Annotated in this window: 9 protein-coding genes; 7 read left to right on the top strand and 2 right to left on the bottom strand. The window is 60.9% G+C overall.

Annotation, left to right across the window (positions count from 1 at the left end):
* A complete protein-coding gene (locus KGA89_RS12695; RefSeq protein ID WP_223471712.1) occupies positions 1–1,647 on the top strand; it encodes a cyclic peptide export ABC transporter in 1,647 nt (548 codons plus the stop codon).
* Positions 1,648–2,551: 904 nt separating this feature from the next.
* Here KGA89_RS12695 and fhuF read toward each other — a convergent pair.
* On the bottom strand, positions 2,552–3,235 hold the full coding sequence (gene fhuF / locus KGA89_RS12690) for a siderophore-iron reductase FhuF (RefSeq protein WP_223471711.1): 684 nt from the start codon (positions 3,233–3,235) through the stop codon (positions 2,552–2,554).
* Between the two features lie 199 nt (positions 3,236–3,434).
* On the opposite strand from fhuF, the gene KGA89_RS12685 reads away from it, so the two are divergent.
* The 4 genes from KGA89_RS12685 (at position 3,435) to KGA89_RS12670 (ending at position 9,013) form a co-directional block, all read left to right on the top strand.
* A complete protein-coding gene (locus KGA89_RS12685) occupies positions 3,435–5,138 on the top strand; it encodes an ABC transporter ATP-binding protein/permease (RefSeq protein WP_223471710.1) in 1,704 nt (567 codons plus the stop codon).
* 236 nt (positions 5,139–5,374) lie between these two features.
* Positions 5,375–7,237: an ATP-binding protein gene (locus tag KGA89_RS12680; protein ID WP_038856853.1), complete on the top strand. Its 1,863-nt coding sequence runs from the start codon at positions 5,375–5,377 to the stop codon at positions 7,235–7,237.
* An 88-nt stretch (positions 7,238–7,325) separates the two neighbouring features.
* Complete coding sequence (locus tag KGA89_RS12675; RefSeq protein ID WP_123423049.1) at positions 7,326–8,564, top strand: porin; 1,239 nt, start codon at positions 7,326–7,328, stop codon at positions 8,562–8,564.
* 11 nt (positions 8,565–8,575) lie between these two features.
* Positions 8,576–9,013: a substrate-binding domain-containing protein gene (locus KGA89_RS12670; RefSeq protein ID WP_223471709.1), complete on the top strand. Its 438-nt coding sequence runs from the start codon at positions 8,576–8,578 to the stop codon at positions 9,011–9,013.
* A 9-nt stretch (positions 9,014–9,022) separates the two neighbouring features.
* Here the strand turns inward: KGA89_RS12670 and KGA89_RS12665 are convergent, their stop codons facing one another.
* Positions 9,023–11,395: a putative bifunctional diguanylate cyclase/phosphodiesterase gene (locus tag KGA89_RS12665; protein WP_223471708.1), complete on the bottom strand. Its 2,373-nt coding sequence runs from the start codon at positions 11,393–11,395 to the stop codon at positions 9,023–9,025.
* Between the two features lie 354 nt (positions 11,396–11,749).
* Here KGA89_RS12665 and KGA89_RS12660 point away from each other — a divergent pair, with 354 nt between their 5' ends.
* Both KGA89_RS12660 and KGA89_RS12655 read left to right on the top strand, forming a co-directional pair.
* Positions 11,750–12,760 (top strand): response regulator, encoded by a 1,011-nt coding sequence (locus KGA89_RS12660; RefSeq protein ID WP_038859032.1) that lies wholly within the window; start codon positions 11,750–11,752, stop codon positions 12,758–12,760.
* 3 nt (positions 12,761–12,763) lie between these two features.
* Positions 12,764–13,717 carry a GGDEF domain-containing protein gene (locus KGA89_RS12655; protein WP_223471707.1) on the top strand — a complete coding sequence of 318 codons (954 nt, stop codon included), beginning with the start codon at positions 12,764–12,766 and terminating at the stop codon, positions 13,715–13,717.
* Positions 13,718–13,840: the final 123 nt, after the last annotated feature.

The following is a 13,840-nucleotide window of genomic DNA, read 5'->3' as shown; positions in this document are numbered from 1 at the left end:
ATGGATCTGTTGTTACTCATGGCTAAACGCTCATGGCGCGCACTGCTGGTGGCGACCCTGACGGGGCTGACCTGCGGCCTCGCAGCGGCCGGCCTGATCGCCAACATCAACCACAGCCTGGAGGTGTTCGATAAGCTGCGCCCAGTGGATGGCCTGCTCTTCGCCGGCCTGGTGGTGTTGGTCGCGGTGTCGCGGATAGTCTCCGACATCAGCCTGCTACGCCTGGGCCAGGCCGCGGTCAACGACATGCGCCTGCACCTGAGCGCCAAGCTGATCGACACGCCCTACGCGCAATTGCAGCGCCTGGGCAAACATCGCCTGCTGGCAATGCTCACCGACGATACGCAAACCATCAGCCAAGCGGTGGAGTTGGTGCCGATCCTGCTGGTCAACGTCGGGATCATCGTCGCATGCCTGGGCTACCTGGGCTGGCTCAGCATGCCGCTGCTGGGCCTGACGCTGCTGCTGATCGCCCTCGGCAGCCTGAGCTTTCACTGGCCGCAACGCCGGGCACTGACCTCGATTTCCCGCGCTCGCGAGCTCAAGGACCAGTTGTTCAATCAATACCGCCTGCTCACCGATGGCAGCAAGGAACTGCAACTCAACCATCCGCGCCGGCAGCACTTCTTCACCCGCCTGCTGATACCGGTGAGCCAGCAATATCGCCGCGATTTTGTCCGGGGCATGAGCATCTACGCCCTGGTCCTGAACTGGGGCAATGCGGTGTTCTACATGCTGATCGGCGTGGTGCTGTTCGCCGCGCCGCACTTCATCGAGCTGGGCGTGAGCCTGGTCACCGGCTATATCCTGGCGATCCTCTACATGATCACGCCGCTGTCGGAACTGATGCACGCCTTGCCGACCCTCGGCCGGGCCAGCGTGGCGCTGAACAAGATCCGCGCCCTGGAAGGCGAGATGCAAACCGCCGACGAGGCCCTCGACACGATCTCGCCAACCCAGGTTCGCAGCCTGGTGTGCCGCCAGGTCACTCACACCTATTACCGCGAGCGCGAGGACGGTCATTTCACCCTGGGCCCCATCGACCTCACCCTCAATGCCGGCGAAGTGGTGTTCATCACCGGCGGCAACGGCAGCGGCAAGACGACCCTGGCCTTGTTGCTGACCGGGCTGTACCGGCCGGAAAGCGGCGACATCATGCTCGACGAGCAAGTGTCTTCGAGCAATGACAACCACCATTACCGACAGCACTTCTCGGCGATCTTCACCGACTTCTGCCTGTTCGAAAACCTGTTCGATGGCGACGATCCACACCTGGTGAAACAGGCCCAGGACTACCTGGTGCACTTGCAACTGGACCACAAGGTGAAAATCGAGGAAGGCAAGCTGACAACGCTGGCGCTGTCCACCGGGCAACGCAAGCGCCTGGCGCTGCTCAGCGCGTACCTGGATGATCGTCCCTGCTATCTGTTCGACGAATGGGCCGCCGACCAGGACCCGGTGTTCAAGCACTTTTTCTACACCCGGATCCTGCCGGACCTGCGCAAGCGCGGTAAATTACTGATCGTCATCTCCCATGACGACGCCTACTTCGGCCTGGCCGACCGGCTGATCCGCATCGAACATGGCAAGCTCAGCGAAGTCGCCCCGCAGGCTGATGCGATGCCCGTGGCCGAAATGCTGTCTTGAGGAAGCCCTGAACATTGTGGGTAATGCTGTTCACTTACGGCGCTTCTTTCAGAAATGGAAAGCGTCGTTTTTTTGATAAAGCTACTCGCCTTTTTTCCGGACGGATGGTGTGTATATCCGTTGCTGCGGTAACGGCGGCTGGCGGTTCCGCCCTGACGGCGGGTCACTTTTGGAAGAGCCGGGAGCCGGACCAGCCAAAAGTAACCAAAAACGCTTTGCCCCACCACTCGGTGCCTCGCTAGGGCTCGGCATGCCCTCACTCCGGCCAGCGTGGTTTAACGGGGCTCTCAGATCAAGATCTAAAGCAAAGCAAAAGCGGGGCATGTCCAGCATCTATGTGACTGCGCCACGGCTATCGCGAGCAGGCTCGCTCCCACAATGGGCCGCAGTGAACACAGAACTCATGAACACCCAAGATCACCTGTGGGAGCAAAGCTTGCTCGCGATGAGGCCAGCAAACCCAACATCCATGCGACTGAGCCACCGCCATCGCGAGCAAGCTTTGCTCCCACAGTTCTGATGGGTGTATGACCGGGAGAACCAGGTCGGCTGTTAGGCCGCCTCGCGGTGGACGTTGATCTCGGCGCCCCGTTAACCACGATGGCCGAACGCAGGCATTGCGCAGTGGGCATCCCGGCATGGATGCCGGGATAGCCGCGCTGGGCCCAAGGATGGCCCTTCGCGGCGGCCCACGGAGCAATGCCGGAGTGAGGGCACACCGAGCCGAAGCGAGGTGCCAAGTGGTGGGGCAAAAGCGTTTTGCTTACTTTTGACTGGGCCGGCTTCCGGGCTTTTCAAAAGTGAGCCGCCGTCAGGGCGGAACCCTAAGCAGCCGTTACCGCAGCAACGGATATGCACCCAATCCAATCCAATCCAACCCCAAAAGAAAACGACGCGCCCCCCCCTACTCATAGATGTAATGCAGATAGCTCACCTGCTCCGCCACCGGCAGGCGGTGCAGCTTGGGGCAGGATTCGCAGAGCACTGGCGGTTGGCCTTCGACCGGCTCATGCAGCTGGTAATGCAGGCAGCAATGCCGGCGCAGGGGCAAGCACGGGCAAATCTGCGGCGCCGGTGATTCGACCATGCGTTGCAGGCCTCGCAGCTTCAAGCGTCCGTTGTTCACCGTGACGTGTTCCAGCCACTGGTGCGCCTCGGCGAAGCCGTCCCTGGACAGGTCGGGGTCCATCCTGGCGAACGCGCCGTCCCAGATGGCGACGAAGTTGCCCCACAATATCTTCGGGGCCAGGCCACCGGCGGCAGCCAAGGTGCTGAACAGCGGCGCCAGGTGCTCGTGGATCAATCGCGACCAGTACGCGGCACGATCATCCGCACCCAAGGCCGACAGCCCGGTGGCCAGGCCCAGTGCCGCAGGTTGACCGTCGTCGTGCAGCAGCAGCGCGTCTTCGCCCCAGAACTCGATGGCGCAATGACGCGTCAGCACGCAGGCCAGGGTGGCCGGCAGGACAATACTCATGTAGTTCATCGACCACTGCGAGACCACGGCGGCGCGGTTCACCCCCGGGTAACGCAGGGCAAACCGGCTCAGCAAGGGTTGCAGTACGGCAGGGTCGGCAAGCTGGCTCAACGCGATGGCAGGCTGGTCGCCAGGTGCCTGCCGGATAACCCGCTGTATCGGCGGCCAGGCCTGGTTAAGCCATTCTGGAAATTCGATAACGGGGCTCCCGTGGCTTTCCCTAATTAATGCAAACGATTAGCATTGGCTGATCCTATCCTCCCGCCCTTGCAAACTCAACGTCGTTAGCGACCAGGCTTACCAAGACCACATGCACACACTTCGCAATTTCTGGCGTCTCGCGCGGCCTTTCTGGGCCTCCGGGGAAAAGTACCCGGCCCTGTTGCTGCTGTTGGCCACCGTGCTGATGACCCTGTGCCTGGTCGGCGTCAATATCCTCACCAATTTCTGGAACCTGCACTTCTATAACGCCTTGCAGGCCCTGGACTATCACGGTTTTCTGATCGGCAGCCTGCAATTCATCCTGCTGCAGATCGGCACGGCCGCCTTTACCGTGGGCGCGTTTCACTTCCAGCAGAAGCTGACCATCCGCTGGCGGCGCTGGGCGACCCGCAACTTGCTCGATCAATGGCTGGGCAGCCAGCGCTACCAGAAGCTGAAACTGACCGAAACCGAGGTCGACAACCCTGATCAGCGGATCGCCGAGGACATCGACTTGTTTATCGTCAAGTCGCTGAAGTTGAGCCTGGGCCTGTTGACGTCGGTGGTGTCGCTGTTTTCCTTCCTGCATATCCTCTGGCAGGCCTCCAGCCTCGTCAGCGTGCCGTTCAACGACCAATCGGTGGTCATTCCGGGGCTGCTGGTGTGGGTCGCCCTGGTGTATGCGCTGGCGGGCACCGGCCTGGCCTTCTGGCTGGGCCGCGCGCTGCCCAGCCTCAATTTCATGCAACAGCGGCGTGAGGCGGATTTTCGCTTCTCGCTCATCCGCCTGCGGGAGAATGCTGATTCGGTGGCGCAATACCGGGGTGAAGTCGTGGAGAACGAACGCTTCAACCGTCGCCTGGAGGCGGCGCTGGAGAACTTCTGGGCGCTGGTGAAGAAACAGAAGCTGATCATGGGCTACTCGACCTTCTACTTGCGCAGCGCGACGGTCATCCCGATGTTCATCATGGCCCCACAGTTCTTTGCCGGCGCCTTTCCCCTCGGCCGTCTGACCCAAATAAGCGCGGCCTTCGGCGAAGTGCACGCGGCCATCGCCTACCTGGTGAGCGTGTTCCCGGAGCTGTCGGAATGGAAGTCGGTGATCGACCGGCTGGTCGGTTTCCAGGAGCGCCTGGATAACGTCGAGGTCAAGTCCCAGGTCAGGCACGAGCAACAGGCCAGCGGCCTCGACATCAAGGACCTGGACATCTGGCTGCCGAACGGTCGGCCATTGTTCAAAGGCTTCAACCTTTCCCTCAAGCCCGGCGACAGCCTGATGATCAGCGCGCCGTCCGGCTACGGCAAATCGACGCTGATCCGCACGATTACCGGGCTTTGGCATCACGCTCGCGGTTCAAGTAGCTATGACCGTGAGCGCGCCCTGACACTTTCGCAAAAACCCTACCTGCCGTTGGGCAGCCTGCGCGAGGCGCTGTGGTATCCCAAACCGCCCCGCCGCGAAGAAGATGCGGCGCTGCGCCAGATCATGGAGCAAGTCGGCCTGCAACACCTGGCCGATCAGTTGGAGGAGGAACGGGACTGGACGCAGACCCTCAGCGTCGGCGAACAGCAACGCTGTGCATTCGTCAGGGCCCTGCTGACCCGACCTGCGGTGCTGTTTCTCGACGAGAGCAGCTCGGCGCTGGATGCGGCAAACGAAGCGCGCTGCTATCAACTGCTCAAGCAAACGCTGCCGGACACGATCCTGATCAGTGTCGGGCACAGCGCCTCCCTGGAGCACTTCCATTGGCAAGTCCTTGAATTGCGGGACGAGGCGCAGTGGGTGCATCGCAAGGTCAAACAAGCGGTGTGAGCCCAATAGAGCAAACGCTGAATAACCTGTGGCGAGGGGATTTATCCCCTCGCCACAAAGCCCCCTGTGCACCTATCAATCTAGGCACCATTCGCCCATTGGCATGCAGGTTTTGTGGTCTATAGTTCCTGACATATCCAGAGTTTCGCTCGGGCCATAGGAGCAACACCCCCTCGAGCCGTAACCATGTCGGATGCCCACCAGCCTTCGGTAGTGAATAATGCAGGGAGCACACCATGCCGATCCAGCGGCCTGAGACACTGAGGTTGGCCCCTGGCCCTGCCCATCATCCAGCGATGGATGGCGATACCGAGGCCGGCGTGTTTCGGTTCGGCTTCGACCAGGCCAAGGAAGCCTACATTCTGTTCCCGTTGCTGGCCGCGCTGCTGTTGCTGGCCATCTGGGCCGCGACCCTGTACCTGATCAAGGTTGAACATGCCCGCGCGCAGCAGAGCGCCGCGACGGCAAGCCTGGAGATGGGCGCCACCTACGAAGCGCAAATGTTGCGCGCCATTCACGAAATCGATCAAACCCTCAAACTGGTCAAATACACCTACGAAGCAGAGGGTGAGCCCAATCCCTTGCGCCGTCTCCAGGAGCGGGCCTTGTTGCCGCCGGCCTTGGTGTTCGACGTCAGTGTGGTCAACCCGGACGGCAGGCTCGTGGCAAGCACGCGGACCAACGACCGGGAAAATATCGCGGACCCGGATGAGCAACAAACGCTGCGCCATAGCGACTCGCTGTCCATCAGCCACCCGTGGAAAAGCCCTGTCACCGGGGAATGGCGCTTGCGCTTCAGTCGGCGACTCGACGCGGCGGATGGCGGGCTTGCCGGGATCGCCAGGGTCGAGGTCGATGCCGCCTACTTCGTCAGCAGCTACGACGCCTCGAAACTCGGCGACCAGGGTGCGCTCGGGCTCCTTGGCACCGATGGCATCTTCCGCGTACGGCGCACCGGGGAAACGGTACTGGCTGGCGATACGGTCGATTACAGCGCCGTGGTGCCGGACGCCGAAAACACCGAGGCCGTGCTCTCGGTCAATGGGTGGGACGGAGTGCGGCGCTACACCAGTGCCCGCCAGCTCTACGACTTTCCGTTGGCGGTGATTGTCGGCTTGTCCGAGCAAGAGCAACTGGCCGCGGTGAATCAGCAAGCACGCACCTATCTCTGGCGCGCCGCGGGCGGCAGCCTGGTGCTGGTGTTGTTGGTGAGCCTGCTCGCCCGGATGAGCTGGCAACTGGCGCAGAGCCGTTTGCGCGCCGCCGAAGCCCAGACGCAACTGGCAGCGGCCGCCCGCCAGGCCGGCATGGCCGAAATCGCCACCAACGTCCTGCACAACGTGGGCAATGTGCTCAACAGCGTGAATATCTCCGCCGACCTGGTCACCCGCAAGCTGCGTACCAGCAAGGCCTTGGGGCTCGGCAAAGCGGTGCAAATGATGAACGAGCATGCCGAGGACCTCGGCGACTTCATCTCCCACGACGAAAAAGGCAAGCTGCTGCCCGGCTACCTGAACCAACTGGTGGACGCGCTGGCGGTCGAGCAACAGAGCATGACCGAGGAACTCGGCCAACTGACTAAAAGCGTTGACCACATCAAGGAAATCGTTTCCGCCCAGCAATCGTATGCGGGCACCTCCACCATTGCCGAAACCGTGCAGATTAAGGAACTGATCGAGGATGCCCTGCGCATGAACGCCGGCATCATCGCGGCGCGCCAGATAACCGTGGTGCGAAACTTTGCCGAAACGCCCCTGCTGCTGTTGGACAAGCACCGGGTGCTGCTGATCCTGGTCAACTTGATAAAAAACGCCAGCAGGGCGATGGATGACAAGCCGGAGCTTGCCCATCAAATCATCCTTCAGAGTGAGCTGCACCCAGGAGACACCCTGGTGATCAAGGTCATCGACAATGGCGAAGGCATCGCGCCCGAGAACCTGACACGGATCTTTGCCCACGGCTTTACCACGCGCAAGGACGGCCATGGTTTTGGTCTGCACAGCTGCGTCCTGGCGGCCATGGAGATGGGTGGCTCGCTGGAGGCCCACAGCGATGGCCCGGGAACGGGAGCGACCTTTACGCTCAAATTGGCGATCTAGGCTACGCTTCGGTGGTTTCAGGCAGCTTCAGCCAACGTTACAAGGAACAGACGAATGGCGATCCATGCAACGAGGTCACGTTGACCCTATGGCGACAAGACCCAATACACTGGCCCTGGCCGTCATGACGCTGTATGCCGGCGGTTCCAGCGCCGATACAGCCGATACGTCGATATTCTCGTTGAGCAGCTTCGGCACGGTGGGGATCGTCCACTCCAGCGAGAAAAAAGCCGACTTCACCACCAGTATCTTCAAACCCAATGGCGCAGGACATTCACGCAACTGGAGCGCCGACGTCGACAGCCTGATCGGCGCCCAACTGACCGCCACGTTCACCCCGCAGCTGTCGGCTGTGGTGCAGGTCATTTCAGAGCAGCGCTACGACAACAGCTACCGGCCCTTTGTCGAGTGGGCCAACATCAAGTACCAGTTCACGCCGGACTTCAACGCACGCATTGGCCGTACCGTATTGCCGACTTTCCTGGTCTCCGACACTCGAAAAGTGGGCTATACCCTGCCCTGGGCGCGGGCGCCCATGGAGGTCTACAGCCTGATGCCGATTTCCAGCAGCGACGGCATCGATGGCAGCTACCGGTTTCATATCGATGAAATCACCGATACCGTACAGGCTCACTACGGCCAGACCGACAGCCGCCAGCCTGATGGCGCCGGCAAAGCACTGACGAGAAATTTCTGGGGAGTCACCAACACCACCGAGTTCGGCGTCCTGACCACACGCATCACCTTCATGAAAGCCGACCTGACCCTGGAGCAGTTCAACTCACTCTTCGATACGTTCAGGGAGTTTGGTGCAGAAGGCATCGCCATCGCCGATCGCTACGACTCCGATGACACGCCCGTCGAATTCTTTGGAGTAGGTGCCAGCTATGATCCGGGCGATTGGTTCGTCATGAGCGAATGGGGGCGCCTGGATAGCCGCTCCGGCCTGGGCAGGACCAGCGCCTGGTACATCAGCGGCGGATACCGCATTGAAGCGTTCACCCCCTATGTCACCTACGCTCGGTCCAAGACCGAAACAGAAGTCTCCAGCCCGGGCTTGACGACATCGGCCTTGCCACCGGAGTTGGCGGGTGCCGCTGCGCAGCTCAATGGTGCGCTCAACTCTGTCCTGGGCTCAAACGAAGGCCAGCAGACCCTTTCTCTGGGCGTGCGCTGGGACTTCACCAAGAACATGGACGCCAAGCTGCAATACGATCACACACGTTTCAAGGGTAACTCGGTCGGTCCGTTGATCAACCCCCAACCGGACTTCGAGCCTGGGGGCTCATTCAACGTCATCAGCCTAGCTGTCGATTTTGTATTCTGATGGAGCGGGCCATGTGGTTTGTGAGGCTCATCGGATTCGCCGTAGCGGGGCTCGCCATGTGCGCAGCCAGCGCTGCCGTCAAGGCCGACGTGGTCGTGGTCGTCGCCACGTCCAGCCCGGTGAAAGCGCTCGCGCGTAATCAGGTGTCGGATATTTTCCTCGGCAAGACCAGTCGCTTCCCCGACGGCGGACAGGCGACTCCCATTGACCTGACGGAAGACTCGCCGACCCGCGATGAGTTCTATACAACGTTCACAGGCAAGTCCGCCTCCCAGCTCAAGGCGCACTGGTCGAAAATCATCTTTACCGGCAGAGGCCAACCGCCCCAGGCTGTTTCAAGCAGTTCGGAGGTCAAGAAGCGTGTTGCAGAGAACCCCGGCACCATTGGCTATATCGATGCTCGGGAGGTGGACGGCAGCGTCAGGGCGCTGCCGCTTGACCCGCAATAAGCGCGGGCCTTAGGTATCGAGATCCGTGTCAGCCGCCTGGGCTTGCAGCAACACCTTGAACTGATCGGCGGGAACCGGTTTGTTGAAGTAAAAACCCTGGAACTCGTCGCAGGCATTGTCGCGCAGGAAATCGGCCTGCTCCTTGGTTTCCACGCCTTGGGCCACCACGGTCAGGCTGAGGGTCCGGCCCATGGCGATAATGGCCTCGGTCAAGGCTTTGTCTTCCAACACGCTGCTGGTATCGCAAATACACGAGCGGTCGATCTTGATGGCGTCGAGCGGAAACTGCTCGAGGGCAGAGAGCGAAGAATAGCCAATGCCGAAATCATCGATGGCGATGCGGACCCTCAGATGCTTGAGCCCGGTCAACACGCTCAACGCTCTCTTGACGTCCTGCATGAGCAGGCTCTCGGCGATCTCCAGCTCCAGCAGACGTGCATCCATACCGGTTTCGGCCAATATCTCAGCCAGGTCCGTAAGCAGGTTCTCATCGGCAAACTGCCGTGCCGTGAGGTTCACGGCGACCCCCAGGTGCGGCAATCCCTGTTGCTGCCAGGCCACGTTTTGCTGGCAGGCGGTCTTGAGTACCCACTTGCCGATCGGCACGATCAAACCGGTCTCTTCCGCGACGGGGATGAACTGCATCGGTGCCACGATACCCAGGTCCGGATGATTCCAGCGCAGGAGCGCTTCCATGCCGGTAATGCGGCCACTGCCGATATCTCGCTTGGCCTGGTAGTGAAGCTGGAACTCGTGGCGCTCCAGCGCGTGGCGCAAGCTCAGTTCCAGCGTCAACCGTTCCAGTGAGTCCGCGTTCAGCTTCGCGGAGTAGAACTGGAAGTTGTTCTTGCCGCATTGCTTGGCCTGGTACATCGCGATATCGGCGTTTTTCTTGAGTGTCTGCTCGTCCAGGCCATCCTGTGGGAAAACACTGATGCCGACACTGGCGGTCACCCGGAACTCCTGCCCCTGGAGGTTGAAAGGCCGGGCAATGGCACCCAGGATTTTCTGGGCGGTGGTTGCCACGTCCTTGTCATCGGACAGCTCCGGCAGCAGGATCACGAATTCGTCGCCGCCCAATCGGGCCACCGTATCGCTGGTGCGCAGGCACGCCTTGAGTCGCAGCGCGACCTCCTTGAGCAATTGATCGCCAGCATCGTGCCCAAGCGTATCGTTGACTTGCTTGAAGCGGTCGAGATCCAGGAACAGCACCGCCAGTTGCCGATGATAACGGCTCGCCTCGCCAATGCTCTGGCTCAACAGCTTGCTGAACAGACTGCGATTGGGCAACGCCGTAAGGCCGTCGTGATAGGCCAGGTACTCGACATTTTCGGCGTAGGCGACTTTCGCTTCACCAGCGCGCAGGCGGCTTTGCAGCAGTTGCCAGCTCATCCGGGCAAGCAGCCCCGCCAACAACACCAGCAACAGGCTGCCGCCCGCGGTCCGCCAGAGGTAGGTGCGCGCTTGTCGCTTCACCGTGGCCAGCTGTTCTTCTTCGGATAAGCCGACAATCACCGCCAGCGGAAAATCGTAGAGCTGACGGGCGCTGATATAGCGCCGCACACCGTCCGGTCCGTTGATCAAGCGTACGGCTTCAGCGTTTTCAGTGTCTGGCACCACGACGGCGTAATCGACCTCGTCGCCCGCCGATATCGCTTCCCCGCTGCGCCGTGCCCGAAAGACACCGTCGATGCCCAGCAGACCGAGCAAGCCCTGATTGCCAAGCTTGGAGGTGTCATAACTGCTGACGAAATAGGCCGCATCGACTTCGACCATGGCGATCCCGGCGAATGCGCCATCCCCCGTGTCGAGCCGTCGACTGAAACGCAACTTCCACTCCCCCGTCGCCGGGCTTTTCCACGGGCGGCTGATCGACAGTGCAGTGTCACGCCCCACCGTTTGCAGCTCATCCTTGGCGATCCGGTTTCCGACTTCGCTCGACTGGGTGCTGGCGACGACCAGGCCACTGGCATCGACCACGCTGACATCAAACAAGTAGGGTGAAGGCAGCAAGGCACGGGCCTTGAGCTTGGGCAGCGGGTTTGGCTCGCGCTCGGACTCGTAGGTGTACTTGACGAGCTTGAGGGTCTGATCGATTTCACGCACCGCCCTTAGGATCTGCGCTTCGTAGGTGGCGCCGATTTCCAGGCTCGCCTCGGCAATGCCCTGCTGCGCGCGGGCCTGTTCGAACTTGATCAGGTACAGGGTGCCCGCCCAGATGACCGACAGCAGGAGAACCGCCAGCAGCGGGAACAGAATGTAGGCTTCCTTGACCTGGTCGAAGCCGCGCCGAAACAGATCGCTCGTCGCATCGGACAAGGCGTTTTCACGAGGGGCAACATCCTGGGCCGACGTCAGTACACTCGCCCGTTGGATCGCCATGATGTGCTCCCTGCATTGTTCACTGCTGACGGCCTGCGGGTATCCAACGCGGCAACGCTCCGAGGCGTCCGTGGTTCCTGATCGCCGGCACTGAAGGATTCCGGACCTGCAGAAAACTATAGACCACAAACTGCGTCTGCCACTGCCAATCGGCACGTCGTCCGTGGCTTTGCGCTGGTTGTAATGACGAAGTGCAGTTGACTCCCCTGACTTATTGGTCCAGTTTTTAATACAACAGTGTCATGCAGGTCTTTCATGCACGACGCAATGCCTGATAAATCCCGTTCGTTAATCAAAGGGCCCCTGCCTGCCTATGAATGATGTACGTAGGACCTCCCCTGCCATTGAACGCCAATGGATGCCCCTGTGCCGTTGATTCCCCTGGTTGTGTGTGACGACTCCAACATGGCGCGCAAACAGGTGTTGCGCGCGCTGCCGACAGATTGGCCGGTTTCGGTCACCGAGGCGGTCAACGGGCGCCAGGCCATGGACGCCATACGCCAAGGCCTGGGGCAAGTGGTGCTGCTCGACCTGACCATGCCGGAGATGGATGGCTACCAGGTGTTGAGCGCCTTGCGCGCCGAGGGATTGCAGGCGCAAGTCATCGTGATTTCCGGTGACATCCAGGACGAGGCGGTGCGCCGCGTGCTTGAGCTGGGCGCGCTGGCGTTCCTGAAAAAGCCTTTCGACGAAAACGAACTGCGCCAGACCCTCATCCGGGTGGGGCTACTGACCCAATCCGGCCAGGTGCCGCTGCAGAATCGTTCGGCCACGAACACGGCCATCAGTTTTCACGATGTGTTCCGCGAGACGGTCAACGTGGCCATCGGCCGGGCAGCGGCCCTGATCGCCAAGGTATTGGGGGTCTTTGTGCAGTTACCGGTGCCGAACGTGAACATTCTCGAGGTCGGGGAACTGCATATGGCGCTCAACGACGTCGGCAGCTCCCAGCAACTCACGGCCATCTGCCAGGGTTTCATCGGCAGCGGCATCGCCGGCGAAGCCCTGCTGATATTCCATGACTCGGAAATCGCTGACATCGCGCAACTGATGCAGCGCGAGAGCGCCGATTATTCGGACCTGGAAATGTTGCTGGACCTTTCCAGCGTCTTGATCGGTGCGTGCCTGAGCAGCATTGCCGAACAAATCGATGTGGTGTTTTCCCAGGGCCATCCGCAGATTCTCGGCCAGCACGCGGCCATCGAGGAACTGATCCAGGTCAACCGCAAGCACTGGAAAAAGACCCTGGCGGTGGAAATCAGCTACAGCCTGGAAGGGCACGATATTCGCTTCGACCTGTTGCTGCTGTTCACGGAAGACTCCATCGAACGGTTGACCCACAAACTCGCCTATCTGATGAGCTGAGCCATGAACGATTCCATCGATCTGAACGAGTTTCACTGGTTGCTGGCCATCGTTCAGAGCATCGACGTCGGTGTCGTGGTGCTCGACCGCGAGTACCGCGTGCAGGTCTGGAACACCTTCATGGAGAACCGCTCCGGGGTGCAGCCCAAGGGCGCCCACAATCAGCATTTTTTCACTCTGTTCCCTGAAATCGATCGCCAATGGTTCAGCCGCAAGGTGGAAAGTGTCGCGACCCTGGGCACGCCGGCGTTCACGGTCTGGGAGCAGCGCCCGTACCTGATTCGGTTCAAGAGCTACCAGCCGATTACCGGCCAGGAAGCGTTCATGTACCAGAACACCACGCTGTTGCCGCTGCGCTCGCCCGACAACACCATCAAGCACATCTGCCTGGTGATCTACGACGTCACCGACGTCGCCACCAACCGGCATCAGCTCCAGGCCGCCAATGCACAGCTGCAAAAACTCTCCAGCACGGACCGACTGACGGGGTTGTACAACCGCGGTCACTGGGAGGCCAACCTGAAAGCCGCCTACGCCCGGCATCAGCGCTACGGCCATGCGTTGAGCCTGGTGATGCTCGATATCGACCACTTCAAGCGGGTCAACGACACCTACGGTCACCAGGCCGGCGACAAGGTCATCGAGCATGTCGCCGGGCTACTGCGCGAGCATGTGCGCGACGCCGACGTGGCTGGGCGTTATGGCGGTGAAGAGTTCGGCGTGGTGCTCTCAGACACCGACAAGGCCGGCGCGCAGATTTTCGCCGAGCGCCTGCGCAAGGCCGTCGAAACGCTGGAAGTGCACTACAACGACCAGGCCATCCGCTTCACCATCAGCCTGGGGGTGGCCGACCTGAGCCAACCCTCGAACGACCACGCCGACCTGATCGCCAGGGCGGACCAGGCGCTGTATACGTCGAAGAAGAGCGGGCGCAATCGGGTGACGATCCATGAATAGCGAGCCCACCTTCCTACTAAGGTGATGGTGCGACTTGACCACGCCACACATCCCCCTGTGGGAGCGAGCTTGCTCGCGATAGCGGTGGTTCAGCAACATTGAGGGTGGCTGGCACGCCGTCAT

This window comes from Pseudomonas sp. A-RE-22 (genome assembly GCF_019956035.1).
GTDB classification, from domain to species: domain Bacteria; phylum Pseudomonadota; class Gammaproteobacteria; order Pseudomonadales; family Pseudomonadaceae; genus Aquipseudomonas; species Aquipseudomonas brassicacearum.
Note: the sequence above shows the minus strand (reverse complement) of the source record. Positions and strands in the feature narration are given on the sequence as shown.